The sequence below is a fragment of the Agromyces zhanjiangensis genome, assembly GCF_040496055.1.
GTDB classification, from domain to species: domain Bacteria; phylum Actinomycetota; class Actinomycetes; order Actinomycetales; family Microbacteriaceae; genus Agromyces; species Agromyces zhanjiangensis.
Genome location: NZ_JBEPKB010000004.1, coordinates 1 through 22419, shown reverse-complemented (window position 1 = coordinate 22419; position 22419 = coordinate 1). Strand labels below are relative to the sequence as shown.

At 69.8% G+C, this 22419-nt stretch carries 21 protein-coding genes; 15 read left to right on the top strand and 6 right to left on the bottom strand.

The window, feature by feature from the left end:
- Positions 1-783, bottom strand: a complete 783-nt coding sequence (locus ABME02_RS09180; protein ID WP_353814996.1) for an SDR family oxidoreductase — start codon at positions 781-783, stop codon at positions 1-3.
- A gap of 154 nt (positions 784-937) precedes the next feature.
- On the opposite strand from ABME02_RS09180, the gene ABME02_RS09175 reads away from it, so the two are divergent.
- From ABME02_RS09175 to ABME02_RS09110, 14 genes are all read left to right on the top strand, one after another.
- The gene (locus ABME02_RS09175; protein WP_155053041.1) at positions 938-1123 is read left to right on the top strand and encodes a hypothetical protein; all 186 of its coding nucleotides are present in this window, start codon (positions 938-940) and stop codon (positions 1121-1123) included.
- Positions 1120-2649: a multicopper oxidase family protein gene (locus tag ABME02_RS09170; protein ID WP_353814995.1), complete on the top strand. Its 1530-nt coding sequence runs from the start codon at positions 1120-1122 to the stop codon at positions 2647-2649. The genes ABME02_RS09175 and ABME02_RS09170 overlap by 4 nt, the downstream gene beginning before the upstream one ends.
- Positions 2650-2795: 146 nt before the next feature.
- Positions 2796-3179 carry an SHOCT domain-containing protein gene (locus ABME02_RS09165; RefSeq protein ID WP_353814994.1) on the top strand — a complete coding sequence of 128 codons (384 nt, stop codon included), beginning with the start codon at positions 2796-2798 and terminating at the stop codon, positions 3177-3179.
- Positions 3176-4858 carry an ABC1 kinase family protein gene (locus ABME02_RS09160; protein WP_353815323.1) on the top strand — a complete coding sequence of 561 codons (1683 nt, stop codon included), beginning with the start codon at positions 3176-3178 and terminating at the stop codon, positions 4856-4858. Before ABME02_RS09165 ends, ABME02_RS09160 begins: the two co-directional genes overlap by 4 nt.
- Before the next feature lie 55 nt (positions 4859-4913).
- A complete protein-coding gene (locus ABME02_RS09155) occupies positions 4914-5561 on the top strand; it encodes an RNA polymerase sigma factor (RefSeq protein WP_353814993.1) in 648 nt (215 codons plus the stop codon).
- A gap of 265 nt (positions 5562-5826) precedes the next feature.
- Positions 5827-6342: a hypothetical protein gene (locus ABME02_RS09150; protein ID WP_353814992.1), complete on the top strand. Its 516-nt coding sequence runs from the start codon at positions 5827-5829 to the stop codon at positions 6340-6342.
- 171 nt (positions 6343-6513) lie between these two features.
- Positions 6514-8184, top strand: a complete 1671-nt coding sequence (locus ABME02_RS09145; RefSeq protein WP_353814991.1) for an FAD-dependent oxidoreductase — start codon at positions 6514-6516, stop codon at positions 8182-8184.
- A 57-nt stretch (positions 8185-8241) separates the two neighbouring features.
- The gene (locus ABME02_RS09140) at positions 8242-8367 is read left to right on the top strand and encodes a DUF8730 family Cys-rich protein (protein ID WP_277985233.1); all 126 of its coding nucleotides are present in this window, start codon (positions 8242-8244) and stop codon (positions 8365-8367) included.
- A gap of 57 nt (positions 8368-8424) precedes the next feature.
- Positions 8425-8586: a DUF8730 family Cys-rich protein gene (locus ABME02_RS09135; protein ID WP_155053029.1), complete on the top strand. Its 162-nt coding sequence runs from the start codon at positions 8425-8427 to the stop codon at positions 8584-8586.
- A 144-nt stretch (positions 8587-8730) separates the two neighbouring features.
- A complete protein-coding gene (locus ABME02_RS09130) occupies positions 8731-9054 on the top strand; it encodes a hypothetical protein (RefSeq protein ID WP_353814990.1) in 324 nt (107 codons plus the stop codon).
- Positions 9055-9345: 291 nt separating this feature from the next.
- Positions 9346-10662: a cation:proton antiporter gene (locus ABME02_RS09125; RefSeq protein WP_353814989.1), complete on the top strand. Its 1317-nt coding sequence runs from the start codon at positions 9346-9348 to the stop codon at positions 10660-10662.
- A gap of 394 nt (positions 10663-11056) precedes the next feature.
- Positions 11057-11719 (top strand): LuxR C-terminal-related transcriptional regulator, encoded by a 663-nt coding sequence (locus tag ABME02_RS09120; RefSeq protein WP_353814988.1) that lies wholly within the window; start codon positions 11057-11059, stop codon positions 11717-11719.
- Positions 11720-12016: 297 nt separating this feature from the next.
- Positions 12017-12685, top strand: a complete 669-nt coding sequence (locus ABME02_RS09115; RefSeq protein ID WP_353814987.1) for a hypothetical protein — start codon at positions 12017-12019, stop codon at positions 12683-12685.
- 97 nt (positions 12686-12782) lie between these two features.
- Complete coding sequence (locus ABME02_RS09110) at positions 12783-14054, top strand: caspase family protein (protein WP_353814986.1); 1272 nt, start codon at positions 12783-12785, stop codon at positions 14052-14054.
- A 70-nt stretch (positions 14055-14124) separates the two neighbouring features.
- On the opposite strand, the gene ABME02_RS09105 is transcribed toward ABME02_RS09110, so the two are convergent.
- The 4 genes from ABME02_RS09105 to ABME02_RS09090 form a co-directional block, all read right to left on the bottom strand.
- Complete coding sequence (locus ABME02_RS09105; RefSeq protein ID WP_353814985.1) at positions 14125-14817, bottom strand: ion transporter; 693 nt, start codon at positions 14815-14817, stop codon at positions 14125-14127.
- Positions 14818-14889: 72 nt separating this feature from the next.
- Positions 14890-15576 carry a hypothetical protein gene (locus ABME02_RS09100; RefSeq protein ID WP_353814984.1) on the bottom strand — a complete coding sequence of 229 codons (687 nt, stop codon included), beginning with the start codon at positions 15574-15576 and terminating at the stop codon, positions 14890-14892.
- A gap of 152 nt (positions 15577-15728) precedes the next feature.
- Complete coding sequence (locus ABME02_RS09095) at positions 15729-16730, bottom strand: TerC family protein (RefSeq protein WP_353814983.1); 1002 nt, start codon at positions 16728-16730, stop codon at positions 15729-15731.
- A 314-nt stretch (positions 16731-17044) separates the two neighbouring features.
- Complete coding sequence (locus ABME02_RS09090) at positions 17045-19048, bottom strand: hypothetical protein (RefSeq protein WP_353814982.1); 2004 nt, start codon at positions 19046-19048, stop codon at positions 17045-17047.
- A 1481-nt stretch (positions 19049-20529) separates the two neighbouring features.
- Between ABME02_RS09090 and ABME02_RS09085 the strand changes: the two genes are divergently transcribed.
- Positions 20530-20886, top strand: a complete 357-nt coding sequence (locus ABME02_RS09085) for a hypothetical protein (RefSeq protein WP_353814981.1) — start codon at positions 20530-20532, stop codon at positions 20884-20886.
- A 65-nt stretch (positions 20887-20951) separates the two neighbouring features.
- On the opposite strand, the gene ABME02_RS09080 is transcribed toward ABME02_RS09085, so the two are convergent.
- The gene (locus ABME02_RS09080; RefSeq protein WP_353814980.1) at positions 20952-21353 is read right to left on the bottom strand and encodes an SRPBCC family protein; all 402 of its coding nucleotides are present in this window, start codon (positions 21351-21353) and stop codon (positions 20952-20954) included.
- Positions 21354-22419 lie beyond the last annotated feature (1066 nt).

Sequence of the window (22419 nt, the reverse complement as noted above, 5' to 3'; positions counted from 1 at the left end):
TCACCAGTTCGATTCGCCGCGGATGACCGCGTCGGACCCGCCGTCGACGAAGACGACCTGGCCGCACAGGTGCGCGTTCTCCTCGCTCGTGAGCCACGCGAGCAGGTAGGCGACGTCGCGCGGCTGGAAGATCCCGTTCAGCGGCATGGGCACCATCTCGAGGATCGCCGTCCGGGCCTCCTCGGTGCTCGTGTACGCCGCCGTCATGGGCGTCTCGACCACGCCGGGCGCGATCGCGTTGAGCGGGACGCCGGCACCCGCCCAGTCGGGCCCGGGCGCGTTGCGTCGGATCCACCGCACGAGCGCGCGCTTGGTGGTGCCGTAGATGAGGTTCGCCTGCTCGGGCGGACCGGCCTCCAGTTCCGCGGCTCGGGCCAGCGCGGCCGGCTCGTCGCCCGCGAGGAACGCGTCGAGCAGGGCATCGTCGGGCGGGTAGAGCGAGGCCATCGAGGCGGTCGCGACCGCTCTCGGGGCCGGGGAGCCCGCGAGCAGCGGCCGGAGCCCCTCGAGCGTCGCGAGCGCGCCGAAGTAGTTCACGGCCGCGGTCTTCGCGATCGGGAGGGCGAGGCCGGCGTTCGCGATGATCGCGTCGATGCGGCCGCCGCTCGCCTCGGCGACGGCCGAGACGAGGTCCGCCCGCCCCTCGTCGGTCGTCAGGTCGACGTTCACGTCGGCGTCGTGGAGGTCGACCCCGATGACCCGGTGGCCGCGTTCGACGAGGAGGTCGGCCGTCGCGCGGCCGATGCCGCTCGCGGCTCCGGTGACGACGTAGGTGCGTGGCATGGCTGCTCCAGCTTCGTTGCGGACGTCGCGCCGTCACCGGCGCGCGGGGCTCCCGCCCACTTCCGAGCCTCGCGGGCGGTTCGCCGTCGGCGAGGGCCGTTGGACCCGCGGCGGCACCGGCCCGCCGCCTAGCCTCGGAGTCGGGAGGTGCGCGATGAGCAACGGATCGAACGCGGGTCTCGCCGGAGGCGGCGCGATCTACGGACTCGGGATCTTCGGGGCCTGGGTGTACTTCTGGCAGCAGGCGGATGCGTTCTGGGAATACGTCTGGGCGATCTTCCAAGGCCTGTTCTGGCCGGCGTTCATGGTCTACGAGCTCTTCGCGGCGCTCGGCGAGTGAGCCCGCCCGAGCCGGAGACGTCGGGCCCGAGCCGTCGGGCCGTCCTGATCGGCGGTGCCGCGGCCGTCGGTGCGATCGCCGTCGGTGCGGGCGGCCTCGCCTGGTGGGCCGGGTCCGGCGTCGGCGAGGAGGCCGCCGCGCCGTCCGACACCGGCGCGGGCGCGTCGCCCGACGGGACGCCGTCGGACACGACGGAGGAGACCTTCTCCGAGCCCGAGGTCCGCGCGAGCACCGGCGGGCGCCTCGACGTCGATCTCGTGGCGGCGGTCACGACCCTGACGGTCGGCGACCGGCAGGTGCGCGTGCTCGGCTTCGAGGGCGGCATGCCGGGACCCACCCTGCGGGTCCGCCCCGGCGACCGGATCTCGGTGCGGTACCGCAACGACCTCGGTGCCACGACGAACCTGCACACCCACGGACTGGAGGTCTCGCCGGAGGGGAACTCCGACAACGTGTTCGTGATGATCCCGGACGGCGGCACCTTCGACTACGCCTACGAACTCGGCGAGGGTCACCCGCCGGGGGTCTTCTGGTACCACCCGCACCACCACGGCACCACCGCCGACCAGCTCTTCGCCGGCCTCTACGGTGCGATCGTCGTCGAGGATGCGGACCCGGTCGCGGTGGCGCGCGAGCGGGTGCTCGTCATCGCCGACATCTCATTCGACGCGAACGGCGACGTCGTCGCCGCATCGCGCTTCGAGCGGATGCTCGGCCGCGAGGGCGACCTCGTGCTCGTCAACGGACGGCTGCTGCCGACGATGGTCGCGGCGCCGGGCGAGCGCGAGCGGTGGCGGATCGTGAACGCGTGCACCTCGCGGTACCTGCGCCTGCGCCTCGACGGGCAGCGGATGCGGCTCCTCGGGATCGACGCCGGCCGCTACCCGGAACCGCGCGACGTCGACGAGGTCGTGCTGCTCCCCGGCAACCGTGCCGACGTGCTGGTCGACGCGGTGGCGGGCGACGCGGTGCTGCAGACCCTGCCGTTCGACCGCGGCAGCATGGGCGCGATGGGCGCTCCGCGGAGCGCGACGACCGGCGCCGACCTGGCGCGGCTCTCGGTGCGGGGGGATGCCGCGGCATCCGTCGCACCGCTGCCCGCGGCATCCGTTGCGGCGCGGGACCTGCGAGACGAGGAGGTGGCCGTGCGCCGGACCCTCACGCTCGCGATGGGGGGCATGGGCCGGGGCATGGGCCAGGGCATGGGGTTCACGATCGACGGCCGGACGTACGCCGAGGGGCGCACGGACCTCGAGCCGTCGGCGGGCGCCATCGAGGAGTGGACGATCGAGAACACGAGCACCATGGACCATCCGTTCCACCTGCACGTGTGGCCCATGCAGCTCGTCGAGGTCGACGGCGCGCCAGTGACCGGCGTGGATCGCCGCGACGTGGTCCCGGTGCCCGCAGGCGGCCGGGTCGTCGTGCGGATCGCCTTCGAGGGCATCACGGGCCGCACCGTGTACCACTGCCACATCCTCGACCACGAGGACCTCGGCATGATGGGGGCCATCCGCGTCGCGTGAGCCGTCCGGGCCCCGATCCGCAGCGGATGCCTCGGGCGCACCGCCGCCGACCGGCCCGTTCGAGACACCGGGACGAAAGGCCGTCGATCTCCGGAGCGCGCGAGTACCGTGTGACTCGTCGAGGCAACCGTCGAAAGGAACTCCCCGTGGATCTCTGGCAGTGGTTCTGGTTCTTCTTCTGGATCTTCGCGTACGTCGCCTACCTGATGGTGCTCGTCTACATCGTGATCGACATCTTCCGCGACCACTCGCTGAACGGGTGGCTGAAGGCGGTGTGGATCATCTTCCTCGTGTTCCTGCCCTGGCTCACCGGCCTCGTGTACCTGATCGCGCGCGGTCGGGGCATGGCCGAGCGCTCGGCGCGGAAGCAGGTCGAGTACGAGACGCACACGGCGGAGGAGTACCGCGAGATCTCGTTCGCGAGCCCGTCGGAGGAGATCGCGAAGGCGCAGGCGCTGCGTGACCAGGGCGTCATCAGCGACGGCGAGTTCGAGGCGATCAAGGCGAAGGCGCTGGGGTCGAAGTTCTGAACGGCGGGGTCACGGACGCACGGCACAGCGCCCGGTACCGCGAGATCGCGGCGGTCCTGCGCCGGCACAGCTTCGGCTTCCTGGCCGGGCTGGTCGGTGCGGCACGCCGGAACCCGTTCCGACGCGGGTCGTCGGACCCGGCCACCGCCGACGCCCTCGCCGACGCCGGACCTGAGCACCTGCGCCGCGCCCTCGAGGAGCTCGGGCCGACGTTCATCAAGTTCGGGCAACTGCTCTCCACGCGATCCGACCTCGTCCCGCCCGCGTACGCCGACGAGCTCGCGAAGCTGCAGGACGCCGCCCCGCCGGTGCCGGTGGAGCAGGTCCGCGCCGTGATCCGGAGCGAACTCGGCGCCGACGCCGACGAACTGTTCGCCTCGTTCGAGGACGTGCCGCTGGCCTCCGCCTCGATCGGGCAGGCGCACGCGGCCGTCCTCGACGACGGCAGGGAGGTCGTCGTCAAGGTCCGGCGGCCGGGGGCCGTCGCGCAGGTGCACCAGGACCTCGAGATCCTCCGCAACCTCGCGGACCGCGCGAGCCGCACGTGGAGCCTCGCCCGCGAGCACGACGCCCCGGGTCTCGCGGAGGAGTTCGCGCAGACGCTGCTCGCCGAGCTCGACTACCTGCAGGAGGGGCGGAACGCCGAGCGCTTCGCCGAGGACTTCGAGTTCGAGGCGGATGTCGCGATCCCGCGCGTCTACTGGGACTACACGACGTCGCGGGTGCTCACCCTCGAGCGGATGGCCGGCCTCAACGTGGGCGATGCGGCCGCGCTCGACGCGGCCGGCGTCGACCGGAAGCGCGTGGCGCGGCGCGGCGCCGAGATCGTGTTGAAGATGACGTTCGAGGACCGCTTCTTCCACGCCGACCCGCACCCCGGCAACCTGTTCGTCCAGCCCGACGGCACGATCGCGCTCATCGACTTCGGGATGGTGGGCGAGATCGACGAGTCGCTGCGCGACCAGTTGGGCGCGCTCTTCGTGGCGCTCGTCCGCGGCGATCCCGAGCGACTCGCCTCGGCGCTCATCGACCTGTCCCCGACCTCGGCCGGCGTCGACCGCGAACTCCTGCAGGACGACCTCGCCGACTTCCTCGCGCGCTACCGGCTCGACTCGCTCCGGGAGACGCCGTTCGCGCGCATGATCGCCGAGCTGTTCGGGATCCTGCGGCGGCATCGGCTGCGACTGCCCCGCCAGATGGCCCTGCTGTTCAAGGCGCTGCTCGTCATCGAGGGGCTCGCGCTCCGGCTCGACCCGGAGTTCCGGCTCGGCGAGACCCTTCGTCCGTACGCCCAGCGGCTCGCGCGCGAGCGGCTCAGTGCGATCGTGCTCGCCAGGCGCATCGCGCGCGCCACGGCCGAGCTCGGCGAGCTCGCACTCGACATGCCGGGGACGCTGCGGCGGTTGCTCGAGCATGCCGACGAAGGCGGGATCCAGGTCCACCTCCGGGCGGCCGAGCTCGAACCGCTCGTCGGGCGCGCCGAGCGCATCGGCAACCGGCTCGTCGCCGGCATGATCAGCGCCGCGTTCATCACCGGGGTCGGCAGCCTCGTGGCGAGCGAGCGCCGGTGGCGTTCGTGGGAGGGAGTCATGCTGGGCACGGGGCTCGGCGTGATCGGCTCGCTCGGCGGCTACCTCGCCTGGACGATGCGGCGGACGGGGTCTCGGCGCCGGCGCTGAGGGCTGTGGAAACGGGGACTGTCGTCCCCCGTTCGGGGTGCCATACACTCGGCGGGTGGCCGACCCCGACGGCGCACTGGCGCACCCCCCGATGCGAGCGGAGCTCGCATCGCGCGCACGCGCCTCGCTCGGCGCCGAGCCCTTCGACGCGATCCTCGCCGCCGCGCAGGCGGGCGCACGCTGGGCGAACTCCGAGCTCTGGAACGAGTACGCGCCGGCGGTGGCGGCGTTCCTCCGGGCGCGCGGATCGCGCGAGCCCGACGACCTGACGAACGAGGTCTTCCTGGCCGTGTTCGACCGGCTCGGCTCGTTCCGCGGCGGGGAGGCCGAGTTCCGCGCATTCGTGTTCACGATCGCGTACCGACGGCTCACCGACGAGCTGCGCCGCCGCGGGCGCCGGGGCGAGCACGAGGAGTGGCAGCAGGAACTCGACGATCGCCGCGCGCCGAGCGCCGAGGAGGAGGCGCTCGGGCGTCTCGGCGATCGGTCCGCCCGAGTGCTCATCGATTCGCTCGCGCCCGACCAGCGGGACGTGATGGTGCTGCGCATCCTGGGCGACCTGACGGTCGAGCAGGTCGCGGTCGTGCTCCGGAAGCGACCGGGTGCCGTGAAGGCGCTGCAGCGGCGGGCCCTCGAATCGATACGCAGGAAGATCGCAGCAGGCCGTACCCCTGCGCGGGCCTTCGACGATGGCGGGAAATGAGATGACGACGCACCGGATCACCGACGACGACGCCGAGGCACTCCTCCGCGGTCGTCCCCCCCACGGCCGTGAGGACCTCTCCCCCCTCGCCGAGGCGATCGCCGGCTTCCGTGCTTCGTCATCCGGGGGGCCGCCGCGGCCGAGCGCCGCGGTGGCCTCCCGATTCGGCCTCGGCCTCCGGTCGGAGGTCGGGGTCGTCCCCGATGAGAGCCCGGACGAGGCGGCGCCCGCCCCTTCGCGCGCGCCGTCGGCAAGGAGACGAGTGGTGATGGAGTGGTTCGCGGGCCTGGGGCTCGCGGCGAAGATCTCGATGGGCGCGGTGGCCGCGGTGGCGGTCGGCGCGTCCGGTGCGGGCGCGGCCGGAGCAGCGGGCATGCTGCCCGAGCCCGCGCAGGTCGTGTTCGACCAGATGGCCGGCACGGACGCCGGCGTGGATGCCGGTGAGTCGGGCCTCACCGATGACGTCGCCGGCGACGAGGGCGTCGACGGCGGCGACGCGAGCACCGGGCTCGAGAACGCCGACGAGAAGGCCGGGTCCGGCCTCGACACCGCGGTCGAGCACGCCGACGAGAACGCGGAGTTCGGGCTCGAGACCGCCGAGGAGAACGTCGGCTCGGGCATCGGCTCGGGCGAGCAGGCGTCCGACGGCGCCGGCGCGCCCGAGCGTGCGGGCGACCAGGCCGGCGACGCCGGTACGCAGGCCGATGGCGCGGGTTCCCAGGCGGATGACGCGGGCTCGCAGGCCGGCGACCGACCCTCCTCCGGCGGTGCGGACGACTGACGGTCCGCCGTCCGAACGAACCACGACGGGCCCTCGCCGATCTCGGCGGGGGTCCGTCGCCGTGCGTCGAGGACATCTGCTCGGCCCTCGGCCAGCTCGCCGCGATCGCAGCCCGAGAGATACCTGAAGGGTATTTTGACAATACCCCCGGGGTATTGTTACGATCGTGCCATGACCTCGAAGCGGTACCTCATCATCGGCGGCGTCGCGGGCGGAATGTCCGCAGCCACCCGCCTCCGTCGCCTCGACGAGCACGCCGACATCATCGTGCTCGAGCGCGGCGGCCACGTCTCGTTCGCCAACTGCGGCCTGCCGTACTACCTCGGCGGCGTCATCGAGGAGCGCTCCAGCCTCCTCCTCCAGACCCCCGCCTCGCTCGGCAGCCGATTCAACCTCGACGTGCGCGTGCGCACCGAGGCCGTCGCGATCGACCGCGACGCGAAGACCGTGCTCGTCCGCGACCTCGTGACCGGTGACGAGACCGTCGAGGCGTACGACGCCCTCGTGCTCTCACCCGGCGCCACGCCGGTGCGCCCGCCCATGCCGGGCGGCGACCGCATGCTCACGCTGCGCGACATCGACGACGTCGACCGCGCGATGGCCGAGCTCGAGGTCGCCCCGCGCACCGCGCTCGTCATCGGCGCCGGGTTCATCGGCCTCGAGATGGTCGAGAACCTGGTGCACCGCGGCCTCGACGTCACGCTCGTCGAACTCGGCGACCAGGTCCTCCCGCCGCTCGACGCCGAGATGGCCGCGCCGGTCGCCGACCGCCTCCGCGAGGCCGGCGTCGACGTGCGCCTCGGCACGCAGGTGACCGAGCTCCACGGCGACACCGCGCTGCTCAGCGACGGCACGACCGTGCCGGCCGAGTTCGTGCTCGGCTCGATCGGCGTGCGCCCGGACACCCGCCTGGCCGTCGCCGCCGGCCTCGAGATCGGCGAGCGCGGCGGCATCCGGGTCGGTGACGACCTGCGCACGAGCGACCCGCACATCTGGGCCATCGGCGATGCCGTCGAGAAGGTCGACGCGATCAGCGGCGAGCACCGCCTCGTCGCCCTCGCTGGCCTGGCGAACCGCCACGGTCGGCTCGCCGCCGACGTGATCGCCGGCCGCGACATCCGCGTCCGCGACGCGCTCGGCACGGCCGTCGTCGGCCTCATGGGCCTCACGATCGCGACGACCGGCTGGCCCGAGAAGCTGCTCCGCCGCGTCGGGCGCGAGATCCGCGTCATCCACACCCACCCCGCCTCGCACACCGGCTACTACCCGGGCGCAGAGCAGATGGCACTGAAGCTGGTCGTCGACGCCCAGACCGACGAGATCCTCGGCGCGCAGGGCATCGGCGGCGACGGCGTCGACAAGCGCATCGACGTCATCGCGACCGCGATGGCCGGCGGCCTGACCGCGTCCGACCTCGCCGACCTCGAACTGGCCTACGCGCCGCAGTTCTCGTCCGCGAAGGACCCGGTCAACATGCTCGGCTACGTCGCGCTCAACGCCGTCGAGGGGCTCACCCCGTCGATCCAGTGGCACGAACTCGACGACGCGATGACGGCGGGCGACGTGCTCGTCGACGTCCGAACGCCGGACGAGGTCGCCGCGGGCGCCATCCAGGGCTCGATCAACATCCCGCTCGACGAGATCCGCGCGCGCGTCGACGAGCTGCCCGCCGGGCGCCTCATCGTGCACTGCAAGGTCGGCCAGCGCGGCCACACCGCGGTGCGCCTGCTCGCCCAGCTCGGCCGCGAGGCCGTGAACCTCGACGGCGGCTACCTGACGTGGCAGGCCGGCGAGTCCGCGCTCACCCACGCCGAGCCCCGCGAGACCGCGGCCGCGGCCTGAGCCGTTCCGGCTTCCCACACCCCACCCACGCACACGCGAACCTCGAGGAGAACCATCATGTGCAGCCCCGTCACCTGTTCCTGCGGCAAGACCACCTGGTCGGGCTGCGGCCAGCACATCGACTCGGTCAAGGACTACGTCCCGGCCGACCGGTGGTGCGACGGCGACCACGCCGACCGCTGAGCCGCGGCATCCGCCCCACCCGACCACGACGCTTCCAGAACTCCGAGGAGAAACCACATGTGCCGAGCCGTCACGTGCCGCAAGTGCGGCAAGACCACCTGGGCCGGTTGCGGCCAGCACGTCGACCAGGTCATGCGCGGCGTGCCGCGCAACCAGCGCTGCGCGGGCCACGAGAACGAGCCGTCGACCGGCTTCTTCGCGAAGCTCTTCGGTCGCTGAGCCGCCGTCGACCCCGCTGAGCCGATGCCGATGATCCGGCTCCGCCGAGACCCACGGGCCGAGACGGAGGAGAATCCGCCGAGCGAGCCGCGTGTCCACCCCCGACACGCCGCCGCCGGTCGAGATGTTCCTCCGTCTCGGCCCGTGCTCGTGCGCGACGAGGTCCGCGCGCTCCGCGCCTCGGCCGCGGAGGCGTGGGCCGCGGCGATGGGGGATGCCACGTCCTGCGCGCTGGCGAAGTACGGCCGGTCCCACCCCGCCGGCAAGTTCCACGAGGGGCGGACGGCGGCCCTCGGCGAGCTGCTGCGAGCCTGCCCGACGGATGCCACGGGCGAGACGGTCGTCGCGCTCGCCGCGTCGCTCGCCGATGGATGGGCGTCTCGGGTCGCCCCCGGCGGTGGGAGCCCCGACTGGGAGAGCTACCGGGCGGGCGGCATCGACGCGCTGCGCGCGGTCGCGGCATCCTGAACCCGGGCCGTCCTCGGCCGACATGACGGGCGGGGCCCGACCTCCCCGGCCGAACCCCGCCCGGGCCACGTGCGCCGCTGCGGCGGTCGCCGCGCTCCGGTGCCGGGCGCGGCGAAGTGAGCCCACGCTAGTGACGGGGGACGGTCTCCGACAGTCCCCCGTGGGGGTGCCAGCGGAGCGCCGACCGGCTCGTGATCCGGCCGCGGCGGCTGGTGGCCGCGCCCGCGGCATCCGTACGATGACGTCAGGCCGCTCCGCGCGGCCGCGCGGGCGATCGGGGACGGGGTCGGCATGCTGGCGGTGACCGTGGTGATGGCGATCATCGTCGTCTGGAGCGCGCTGTCGAAGCCGCTGGACCGCCGGGGAATCACGCCGGCGCTCTTCCTCATGGTCGTCGGCTTCGGGGTGAGCGTGTTCGCTCCGGACCTGCTCGACGTGTCGCTCGAGACGGTGGTCGCCGAGCGCATCGCCGAGATCGCCCTCGTGCTGCTGCTGTTCAGCGACGCGACGCGCATCGACCTCCGTTTGCTGCGCAACCAACTCGTCTGGCCCAGCCGGCTTCTGCTGATCGGCCTGCCGCTGACGATCCTCGCCGGAACCGGCGTCGCGGCGCTCGTGTTCCCCGGCATGGCGCTCGCATCCGCGTTCCTCCTCGCGATCATGCTCGCACCCACCGACGCGGCGCTCGGGCAGAAGGTCGTCGCGGACACGCGGGTGCCGGCGCGCGTGCGCCAGGCCCTCGACGTGGAGAGCGGACTCAACGACGGCCTCGCCGTGCCGCTCTTCCTCGTGGCGCTGTCGATCGCGAACGCCGAACTCGAGGCCGGGGCCACCGGTATCGTCGCCGGCAGCATGGCCGCCCAGATCGGGTGGGGGCTGACGGCCGGGCTCGTCGCCGCCGTCCCAGGCGGCGTGCTCTTCCGCGCCGCGGACCGGCGCGGCTGGATCGCGCGGGAGTGGCGGCAGATCCTGCCGCTCGCGGCGGCGCTCGTCGCGTACTCGGTCGCGCAGGAGCTCGGCGGCAGCGGGTTCATCGCCGCGTTCGTCGGCGGCATCGCGTTCGGCCGGCTCGCCGGGCCGAGCCGATCGAAGGTGACGGTGCTCTCCGAGGCGGCGGGCGACCTGCTCGCGGCCGTCACCTGGATCGCATTCGGGGCGCTCGCGCTCACGCTCGCCCTGCCGTACGTGACCTGGCAGGTCTTCGTCTACGCGGTGCTCAGCCTCACGGTCGTCCGGATGGTGCCGGTCGCGATCGCCCTCGCCGGCAGCGGTGCGCGCCGACCGACCGTCGCCTTCATCGGATGGTTCGGCCCGCGCGGCCTCGCCTCGCTCGTCTTCGCCCTGCTCGCTGCCGAGAGCGGGGTGCCGGAGGGCGAGACCGTCCTGACCACGATCGTCGTCACCGTCGCGCTCAGCATCGTGCTCCACGGGCTCACCTCGGCGCCGCTCGTCGAGGTGTACCAACGCTGGTACGGCGCGAACACGCCGTCCGACTCGACCGAGGGCGAGTCGGCGCCCACGAGCCTGCCCCGACGTCGTCGGCAGTTCCCGGGCATGAACGGCGGCGATGTCGACCACGGCGACGAGGACGCACCTCGCGTGACGTGAGCCGAGCGGTCCGTGTCCGCCAAAGTGCGGACTGCTGGTCCAAGGGACTTGCGAGTAAGACGGGGGTAGTGCGGCTCGCGCTGACGCAGTGGATCCGAGCGGTGGTGCGCGAGGAGCCGCTGACGGTGCGTGCGGGGGTGCGCATGATCTGGATGGGACGCGACGACGCCCGAATCGCCGTGGCACACGACGCCTTCACCCGATCAGGCGGAGACGCCGCGCGACCGGACGTCGAGCTGAGTTCGCGCCGAGTCGGAACGGCTGACCCTGCCTCCGGAAGCGTTGTCGCAGATGTTCGGGCGCGCGCCCACCGCCCGATGGGCGAGGGGAGGAACGGCCCGCCCTCACCCTGGTGACCGCAGTTCCGCATGCAGCTCTCGCGGAGGAAAGCCTCATGATCGACGTAGCGCTGATCGCACCGGTGCGCGCCTACCGAGACGCGCTCGCTGCGACCATCGCCGCCGATTCCGAGTTCCGTATCGTCGTGCACGCCCCGTCATTCGCGGATGCGGTCTCATCGATCGTTCCTCATTTCCCACGGGTCGCCCTCCTCGACTTCTCCGTGGCCGACTTCCTCGTCGTGCTGCGCTCGGTGCGTCGCACCGCACCGACGACGGTCCTCGTCGGGATGGGGATCGAACCCTGCAGGGAGCACTCGGAGCTCGTCGTCCGGGCGGCGGAAGCGGGGCTCGCGGGGTTCCTGGACGCGGATCAACCGATCGAGGATGTCGTCGGCGCAATGCGCCTCGCACTCCGAGGCGAATCGTCATGCAGTCCGCGCGCGGCGTCGCTCCTCCTCGCCGCGATGCAGCGACAGCCGGTGGCTCCCATCGGCGGAGACGCCCCGCCGGCGACCGCTGCGCTCACGCCGAGGGAGGCCCTTGTCGCCGAGCTCATCGCATCGGGCCTGACGAACCGACAGATCGCGTCGCGACTCGTCGTCGAGGAATCGACCGTGAAGACGCACGTTCATTCGATCCTGACGAAGCTCGGCGTCGCCCATCGCACCGACGTCATGCTCGCCGCGACCGAGCACGCCGGTTCGTGGCGCAGCTGATCCGAGGGCGGCGGGCTCGACGCCTCCGATCCCCGCGGCGCGCTGCTTCTCGACGCCCGACCTCGACGCGCCGGTGTTCCCTGGGCATCCGAGCATGGGTCTCCACCGGATGAGGTCGAGGTGGAGCGCACGCTCCACCCGGAATCTCCATCGCGGCTCTCCCCCGACGGCGGGTGTCGCATCGGTCCTCGCGGAGCAGGCTTGCGGTCGGTCGGCACGGACGGGATTCGAGGCGGCACCGCGTCGAGGGCCTCCTCCGGACCGGTTCGCCGATCTCGCTGAAGGGGGAGTCGAACAATGTCCAACACAACGCAAGCACCCGGCCTCGATCAGGAGACGCGCGATCTCGTGGACGCCGTCGTGCGGAACCTGGTCGCCGCCGAGATGGGTGGCAGCCGCGACGTCGGTCCGGACGCAGGATCCGGCGCGAGCCAGTCGCAGACGATGGTGAGCGCGGATCAGCAGCGCTTCTTCGGCAGCATCGTGGGCGGCCTCGTGTCGCAGGTGATCCCCAAGGTCGCACCGATCATCTTCAACATGCTCCAGCAGCGTCGGCGGGACCTGGGGATCCCCGAGCAGCGCGACGCGGACAGCGTGTCGCGGGACTTCGGCTCGATCCTCCAATCGCTCCTGCCGAAGCTCCTGGACGCCGTTCCCGGCATCGTGACTGCGCTGCAGGGCCGCCCCGCGCCGCGCAGCGTCGAGGAGGAGAACGAGCGATTCCTGCCGTTCCTTGCCGCCGTGGTCCCGGCGCTCATCTCGGCCGCGCCATCGATCATCGGGATGTTCAACAAGCAGCGCGGCGCCGATCCGACGCCCCCGCCGATCTCGGACCGGGAGGTCTCCGAGCGATTCATCGGGCCGCTGCTCAACGTGGCGGTGCCCGCGCTGCTGCAGGCCGCGCCGTCGATCCTCGGGTCCATCTTCGGCGGCGGCGGTCGAGACGTTGCCACGAACGCGTGGTGACCATCCACGACGCCGAGTCGCACTGCAGCGTGGCGGAGGTGGCCGCGATCCGTGCCACCTCCGCCGTGCGCTGGCTCATCTGACGAAAGGGAAGCTCATGCTCGGGATGAATCGAGCGGTGTTCGCTCGCACGCTTCGGCAGGGTCACAAGGGGGAGGACGTCCGACGCCTCCAGGAGATGCTCACGCAGGCCGGTTTCGACCCCGGGCCGATCGACGGAGACTTCGGGCCTCGCACGCACGCCGCGGTCCTGGCGTTCCAGCGATCCGCCGACCTGGTCCCCGATGGCCTCGTCGGTCCGCTGACGACGGCCGCGCTCACCGAGGCCGTGCTCGGCTCGGGAGCGCCATCGGGTCACACGCCGACGGGCCTGTCGCTGCACATCGGCGTGAACAACGTCGACCCGGCCGCGTACCCCTTCCACGTCCCGCCGCTCGCCGGTTGCATCAACGACGCGAACGACATGCGCGACCTCGCCCAGGGGCAGGGGTTCCGGGTTCGCCAGTTGCTGGACGGCGCCGCGACATCCGCTGCCGTCATCGACGGGATCCGCACCGCCGCCCAGCAGCTCGGGAGCGGCGACATCTTCCTCATCACCTACTCCGGGCACGGGAGTCAGGTGCCGGATCCGGCCGAGGACGATCAGCGGAGCGAGACCTGGGTGCTGTGGGACCGTCAACTCATCGACGACGAGCTGTACGCGCTGTGGGGACTCTTCAGACCCGACGTGCGGATCATCGTGATCTCCGACAGTTGCCACAGCGGCACCGTCACACGCGAGCTCAACCTCCTCACCGCGCAGCTCTCCCAGGCGACGGAACGCGCGCTCGACACGCAGCTCGCCGCCATTTCCGCCGCCGACGCGGCCCGAGTGGCGCTGGCGCTGTCGGACGCCATGGCCCCCGTGCTGGAGCGGGCCGGCGATCCTCGTGCCGACGCATCGCGCGACCTGGCGCTCTCGGTGATCAGCGACCTCGTCGAGCCGGCCGGCACCGCTCGGAGCATCGGGGTCGTCGATCAGCCGCGCCTGCTGAGGATCGAGGATGCCACGAGGGATGTCACGCTCCGCGCCGACCTCTACCGCGAGGCGATCGACCGCGTCGCCGGCACTCCGCCGCCTCGCTGCAAGGTCCTCCTGATCTCCGGATGCCAGGACAACCAGACCTCGAGCGACGGGCGCCCCGACGCGTCCGGCCACCAGAACGGCGCATTCACGAAGGAGCTGCGGCTCAAGTGGGCGGCGGCGAGGGACTACGCCGACCTCCACGCCAGGATCCTCGCCGACATGCCGTCGACGCAGTCGCCGAACCTCTTCTGGGCCACGCCGAGAGATCCGGCGTTCGAGGGACAGAGGCCGTTCACCGTGTGAGCTTCGTCATCGCATCCCACCGCCGTCGGCGTGAGCCGCCGGGCCGCCGAGGCCCGCATGGCGACGGAACTCACGCCGTCGGCGGTTCCTCGGTGCCGGCTTCGTCGCGCTCGGCCTTCCGCGGCGACAGGAAGAGGTTCGCGAGGTACCCGGTGAACGTGCCGAAGATGCCCACGCCGACGACGATCATCAGGCCGCCCGCGAAACGGCCCGCGTTGGTCACGGGGTACTCGTCGCCATACCCGACGGTCGAGATCGTGACGACCGTGTACCAGAGCGCGTCCGACGCCGTCGTGATGTTCGCGCCCGGTGCGTGCTGCTCCAGGTAGAGCATCGTGAGGCTCCCGAACTGCAGTACGAGCACGCCCATCAGGAGCAGTGCGTACAGGGCGCTGCCGGCGCGGTCCCGCACGAGGGTCCGCCAGATGGTGCGCGCCCCGAGTTCGCGGAACAGGCGGATGACGCGGATGATCCGGAACAGCCGCAGGATCTTGAGCTGGGCGAACGGCAGGCTCGCGAGGAGGTCCGCCCAACCGAAGTGGCGGAAGAAGTACGCGCCGCGCTCGGGGGCCGTCGTGAGCCGGTAGGCGAAGTCGACGAGGAACACGGCGCTGAACACGGCGTTCATCACCCAGAGCACGGTGTCGAGCGCCGGATCGGCCAGCGCGTACATGAGGACCAGGTTGACGATCGAGAGCACCGACAGTGCGCCGACGAAGATCTCGTACCCGGTGCTCTTCAGCTCGCTGCGCGGCTTCGGCATGCGTGGATCATGGCACGGGCGGGCCGTGCGGGGCGGGAGCCACGAGGGGCGTCGCGCAGGCGGTTCGGCCGGTTAGATCGCGACGCGTGCGTGGGTCTCCTCGCGGGCGCCGTCCGTCGGTGCTGGCGCCCCGACGATGAAGCGCTCCGCGTCGGCTACCGCGGCGGTGAGCAGCGCGACGAGCCGCTGGTCGCGGTCTCCGATCGATGCCGTCGCGATTCCGTCGACGGCCCCGGTGATGACGTGCCGGCACTGCTTCACCGACGTCCTCGGGTGGCCGCGCCCGACCTCGTCGATGAACCTGATGGCCCAGGCGTCCGCTCCCGGGGCGGATCGCAGGGCCGACTCGGCGAGCTCGCGCCCCGCCGCGGAGGCCTCGTCGTCGCGGCCGTCGAGTGCGACCATCGCGGCGCGGAGGCCCACCGCCTGGGACCGCTGGCGTTCCTCGGCAGCGACCGGAAGGGCCGCGTTCGCGGCCCGCACGGCCAGCAGCACATCGAGCAGCGGATCGTCGCTCGTCAGGCCGACGACCGACGGGATGAGCTCCGTGAGGCGCTCGCGGCCGGTGTCGCTCGTGCGATCGTTGACCAACCGGGCGAGGTGGGCGAGCGTACCGTTCGTGCACTTCGGATGGTCGCTCCAGCGCTCGCCGGCGAGGAACGACGCGAACTCCATGAAGCACGCGCCGCGCCGCGGCGAACGATGCCGCCCCGGCGAGAGGATGGGCACGACATCCGGTCGGTATTCGGCGCTTCGCATGGGAACCTCCCTCGCAGGTTTCCACTGTGCGCCTGTCGTGCCGGCGAATCAAGGGGGGCGTCGGTTGCCGGACGCTCGGTCGCCCCGGTTGCGGGCTCGGCGGCGTTCGGCCGTCTTCCTCAGCCCTGGACCTGGGAGGCCCGGAGTTCGGCCTATCGAGGGACCTTCCTCCGACGATCGGTGACGGACGGGCGGGCGCCGCGGGGCGTGACGAGGCTGGCGACGGTCGCCACGGCGATCGTTCCCGCGATGAACAGCAGTGACAGCCAGATCGGGATCTCGGGGATCACGGTGATCGGCTCGCCGCCGTTGATGAACGGCAGTTCGTTCTTGTGCAGGGCGTGGATGAGCAGCTTCACGCCGATGAAGGCCAGGATGACCGCCAACCCTTGAGCGAGGTAGGCCAGTCGCTCGAGCAGGCCGCCGATCAGGAAGAAGAGCTGTCGCAGCCCCATCAGCGCGAACACGTTGGCCGTGAAGACGATGTACGCCTCCTCGGTCAGTCCGTAGATGGCGGGGATCGAGTCGACGGCGAAGATGAGGTCGACGAAGCCGATGGCGATGATGGTCAGCAGCATCGGCGTGACCCATCGCCGGCCGTCCTTCCGCACCGTGAGGCGGTCTCCGTGGTACTCGTCCGTCACTGGCAGGTGACGGCGGACGAACCGCATGAACCGCCCGTCGGCAGGGTTCGAACCATCGTGCGAGAACGCCTGCTGGTAGGCGAGGAACAGCAGCAGCGCACCGAACACGTAGAAGACCCAGGTGAAGTTCTCGATCAGTGCGGCGCCGACGGCGATGAAGATGCCGCGCAGGATCAGCGCGATGACGATGCCGACCATCAGCACCTTCTGCTGGTAGATCTTCGGCACGGCGAAGCTCGTCATCACGATGAGGAAGACGAACAGGTTGTCGATCGAGAGGGCCTTCTCGGTCAGGTAGCCGGCGAAGTACTCGCCCCCGTACGTCCAGCCTGAGACCACGCCGATGCCGACGCCGAACAGCAGCGCGAGGGCGATGTAGAACGCCGACCACCGTGCCGACTCCCCGATGGTCGGCTCGTGGGGCCTCCGCACGTGAGCGAAGAACTCGTAGACGAAGAAGGAGACCGTGATCGCGATCGTGATGACCCAGACGAGCGGGGTGACATTCAAGAGCAACTCCGAACCTTGGCGTGGACGTATCGACGCCAAGGTCTCCTCCATTCCCTCGATGGGAACCGATGGCCCGGGATGCGAAGTGCATCCGTAATGACGAGCGATCGTGCCGGAGTACTCCCCTTGGACTTCGAAGTCTACCGGTCGCGGGACGAAGAGGGAGGGCCGATGGCCGCCCCCGGGGGCGGCTCAGGCGACGGGCGCGACCAGAGCCCCTTCCGGAGGGCTTCGGTAGAAGTAGGAAGCGTGAAGTCGAGTGAATCAGGATGATCTCGAACTTGTGTGCCCCTCATCGAGTCCTGTGTCTTCCGCTACTTCGCGGATTCGTGGGTCTTGTCCTGCATCTTCTTCATGGGGGGCCGGGAGCTGTCGGAGCCGCCGTCGAGTGTGAGGTCGCCGACGTAGATGGTGCGATCCTTTTTCTGGCCGCCCATGACGCCACTCTTCCCGTGGGCCACCCCGTTGTTCAGGTTGGCGGCCTGACGCGGTTCGGCGGGCGGAACCAGCGCATCGAGCCAGGCGTAGAAGTTGTCGCCGCACATGGTGTACGCACCGAACGGATTGGTCGAATTGAGCTCCTCGGCGCATTGCAGCGCCGTCACGTCCAAGACGGGCAGGCGGAATTGGGGGTGCGACTTGGCGGCGGTGGTGGTCCATCCGGGTGGGCCACTGGTCCAGTCGCCGGTGGTGTCGATGCCGCACCACGTCGACGTGCCCTCGTAGAAGCTGTCGTTCGCGCTGGCCGGCGGGAGAGCCGGGTTGGGAACGGTGTTCGTGCAGGAGTCGTTGGACCCGGCGGGCACCTGCAGGCCTGCGAAGGAGTTGAAGTAGTCGCCAGCCGTCTGCGGGTCGTAGATCGGGTAGAAGACCCCGGGGCTGAAGCCCGTGTCCATGAAGGCATACACCTGCGTTGTCAGGTGCACATTGCTGAACGGCTGGATGGTGAACGCATAGTTGGTCACGAAGATCGTGTTCACCGGGATGCCGGAGAACCCGCGCGCGCTCATCAGATAGTCGGCACCGTTCGTGTACGTGCCCCAACTCGGGCCGGTGTTGTAGATGTCCTGGATCTGCCCCATCGGGGCGGCTCCCCACGTCCCGCCGTAGCTTGTGCCGTAGCCGCCGTAGGAGCCGCCGATCGCGGTGTCGCTGTAGGTCCCGGCAAGGATCCCGCACGGGGCGTTCGAGTTCAGTCCCGGGCAGCTCGAGTCGCTGTTGATCGAGTTGAAGACGCTCGGGTCGGACGCCCACAGGGTGGTGGATCCGACGTAGAGGTGGACGGGCTGGGAGTTCACGGTCGGATCTGTGGTGTACGGCGCGCCGCCGAACGTGAGCTGATCTGCGATCCGACCGCGTTCCCCGGACTGTCCGTCCTCGCCGAGGACCGCCCAATCGGCGTTCTCGCACCAGGACAGCACGTCGCCGGTAGCGGAGGCCCCGCAGATCGTCTCGGGCAGGTTCGTGATGGTCTTGACCGTCGACGTCGGCGAGTCGGCTGCCTGCCAGGCCTCGAAGTTCATCGCCTCGACCACCATGGTGATGCCCTCGACCTGGATGGTCTCGTAGTAACCGATCAGCGGCGCGATGACCGTGTCGTAGTAGACGTCGTCCGTCTGTCCCGCGTAGTTGGTCGGCAGGTTCGCAGGCTGCGACAGGCAGCTCTGCAGGAGGCCGGTGTTGGCGGCCGGTGCGATGAGGGTGGTATCGAGGTCCTGGAGGTAGTCCTGGACACTCTTGCCGCCGATGCCCTCGTTGTTGTTGTTCAAGACCTGGTCGGCCCAGACCTGCATGTCGGCGACGGTGACCGTGTTGTTCTGCGCCTCGGCGACGATGCCCTGATAGGACTGCTGGGGCACCGACCCGCCGAGAGGTCCCGAGGACGCGGCGTTGGGGTCCCAGAGGTTGCTGATGGCGTCGACCATCGGCTCGGCGCTCTGGATCCAGGTATCGCAGTCGAGCTTGTCGACCGCGTTGGTGAGCGCGGCGATCTCCGACTCGATATCGGTGAGAGTCTGCTCGATCGCGTCGAGCTCGGTGCTGATCTGGTCCAGCACCGCGGCGTCCTGGTTCGCCGAGCCCGCGCTGGGCAGCACCCAGCCCGCGAGCGTGCTGCCGACCTGGCCACCGGCACCCTTGACGATGGAGCTGAGCAGGTCGGTGACGGCGGAGGTCGTGGGATCACTCAGCGTGGGAGGCGGCGGTGCCGTCTTGGCGATCGCGGGCGCCGAGTCCACGCTGGTGCCCACACCGACGGCGACAATCGCGAGCATGCCGATAGCGACCTGCGCCGCGCCACGAACAGACGGGAGTTTCATGTGCCTCACCTTCCCGACGATCCGTCAGCGCCGCTCGCTGGCGGGTGGGACGTACTTGTCCTTGGCGGTGTCACTGTTCCGCGCCAGCGCAGCGCCGCGAGGCCATGACCTCCCCAGATGCTGCCGACGCTAGTCCCGCCCTTTCACGCGCACAAGAGGACGCCTGCGTGCCTCAGCGACCTCACCTCCCGACGAGCCAACCCCGCCGCGGAGCGACGCTGCGATCCTCGCGAGGTGCGCGAGCGAACCACAAACGCACGAATCCACGCGCGTACGCGACCCGCCGCTCTCGCGCAGTGCCCGGTTGGGGATCCATCACTGCGAGCCTGCAGGCGGCAATGCTCAGTAGTGCGACGCCATCCAGCGAATGCCGGCGTCCCTACTCGTCGCGCTCATCCTTTCGAGCGTCCTCGTAGTCACCGGTGCGCTGGTGATCCTCCTTGCGCCTCAGGCATCAGCGTCCTTCGGATGGTTCGCCTACCAGCCGCTCTCCGATGCGGTGTTCGTCCCCGGAGGGTTCATCGTCCTGTCCCGCGCGGGGTCAGACCTGCGCGCGCCGACGACGCGCGAGCTCGCGGCGTCGAGTTCGGGAGGTTGCTGCCGAGGCCACTGTCCGCGGGAACTTGTGACTACTAAGTGACTACGAGAGCGATGGAGCAATCGAGAGCCGCGGCTCCGTTGGAGTCGAAATCCCTGATCAGCCCCAGTAAACCTGTCGAGGTGTATCCGCGTGGACTGTTTCCGCGCGATCCTGTGGGATCGCGTCCCACTGCCGGAGCATGGAAAGTGCCTCTGACCAAGGAATTTTTGGAGAGCCGATGACGGGAATCGAACCCTCGCTGTCTGCTTGGGAAGCAGAAGTGATCCAGTAGTGATTCACTCGACTTCGCCCGGGCTCACGGACCCCGGAATCCTGGGAAAGTGTGAGCTCGAGTGAATCAAAGTGATGCCGAATTTGTGACTATCAAGTGACTACGAGGGTGCCATCGGTGCCGCGGGGCGAGATCCGCGTCGCTCCCTCAGTGTTCTCGATGAGTCTCGCACGGCGCCGTTCGATTGGCGTCACGCACCCCTGAGTGTGACGCGAATCGGGGGCCCTGTCCGGGCAGTTCATCGGATAGTGCTTCTGCGACTGACGCTACGTCCGGGTACTGCGAACCGCCGCGGCACCTCCGGCCGGCGTCGAAGCCTCGCTGAGGCACCGCCATCTCACAATCCCGGCCGGTCCCAAGGCGTTAGCAGCGAGACATTCACTATTGGACGCCGACACGCGCGCAAACTCCGCGTGGTGGAGGGGGTGCCTGAAGCCAAGACCAAAGTCCCTTCTCGGGTCGGTCGTGACGTGGTACAGAGGAACCAACCGAGTGTCGGTCCGACCAGGAACTGGTCCGTGGACCGGCGCTTCGAGGGGGTTGTCAGGAATGGGAATCGGAAGGGTTCTCGCTGGATCCGCGCTGGCCATCGCGTTGACGACGGTGCCGGTGAGCACCGCACTCGCGGATGAGCCCGTTGAGATCGAAGGTTCGATTACCCCCACGGACGTGAATCCGTGCACTGGCGAACTCCACATGTTGACCATCGAGTATTCGCTTCGCCTACATGTGCACGACGGGCGCACGGTCCAACACTTCTCGCGTACGGGATGGACCGACAGCGGCTACGTCTTGCAGCAGGGCGTCCGAACCGATCAGTTCAACGGGGAAGCAGAACAGAGGGTGGTGATCGACAACTGGTCGAATCCTGACGGCTCGAGGATACAACTACGGTACGTTTTCGTGTTCAACGCCAATCTGGGCGACCTGGTCTTCACCGACTTCACCCTGCGCTGTATCAGATGACGGCGCTCGTTCCCGACGGATTGACCGTAGGCGGTAGCGGCGCAGAACTCTTCCTTCGGGGAGGGTCAGCCGCGCCGCGCCGCGGTTACCAGTTCTGCCATCGTGCCGAGCGGTCCGAGTGGCGCGTCGAACTTCACGCGATCGATCATGAGCGCGCCGGACCCGTCTGGTCGGAACTCGTGTTCGTGCCGGAACGAGCGGAACGGCCCGCGCACCTGCTCGTCGACGAAGCACTCCGGTACCGTCATCGCGGTGATGCGGCTGGTCATTCGGATCGGCACCCCGAAGTGCCACGCCCGCCACGTGACCTCTTCGCCGTCGCTGATCAGACCGGTCGTGACGCCAGCGATCGCGCGCTCACGCGAAGCGGACATGGACGCCATGTGCAGGTCGATGCTCCGAGAGCGGTCGAATGCCTCCTGCACGCCGGCGGGCACGTGCGTGCGGCACTCGAACTCGACGGTCACAGCGATCAGTGTCCCACCGCGGCCGAGTCGATGAGTCGGGGGCATGACCGTCGGCCACGGTCGCTGAGGCGGAGGGTCCGCTCGAATTTGTGACTATTAAGTGACTACGAGAAGTTGTTTCGCAATCGAGAGTCGCGGCTCCGTCGTAGTCGAAATCCCTGATCAGCGCCGTGAACCTATCGAGGTGCATCCGCGTGGGCTGCTTCCGTGCGATATGCGGGATGCACGCATGCTGCGCGAGCATGGAAACTGCGTCTGATCAGCCGATTTGCGAAGAGCCGATGACGGGAATCGAACCCGCGCTGTCTGCTTGGGAAGCAGAAGTTCCTAAGTGCCGGTTCACGGTGACTCACTCAGGCTCACGACCGGCGGAATTGTGCGGAAAGTGACACGCAGTGAGTTCCGGTGAACTCGGCAAAACCGTGAGTTAACCGTGAGCGCCCGTCGCCGTGGAGCGATCCGCAGTGTCGAGACGGTCCTCCTGCTCGTTCTATTCAGGGGAGCCGTTATCCTCAGCACCTGCCCTCTGCCCTCGGGTCTGGTGCACGAGCCTTTGCGCGCGATCCAAAGTTGAGCAGCACTCGGATAACGATCTCCGTTTCGTAACGTCTTGCGGACAGATCCTGGGCTCGGGTCTCCGGGCGAATAGGTTTCTCTCGCGCTGTCCGGTTCGTGACAGTTGGATCGGGTGGAGTGGTTGTGCGGCCTAGCTGGCGTCATGGCGTTCGTTGTGTGCTTTCCGTTGCTATTGTCGGGGTGTTGACGGGCTCGCTGGTGCAGCCGGCATTCGCAGAGGAGCCCACTTCAGATCCGGTGGCAGCGCCGTCCGTGGAGCAACTCGTGGAGTTGCCGCCCGCGCAATCGGCGGAGTCGGCCGAGGACGCGGTAGCTGCGACTTCGCTGGAACCAACGCTTGACGTGGGCGATTTCGAGCCGGACGTTGCGGCCGGTTCCGCGGCCGAGGAGCGGGTCTGTCCGCGTTTTTGTGTAAGTGGTCATCGGCTCGGTTGTTTAGTTGAGTCCTAGGCGGTCGCCGTAGGTCATGGCCAGCACGTTCAGGATGCCC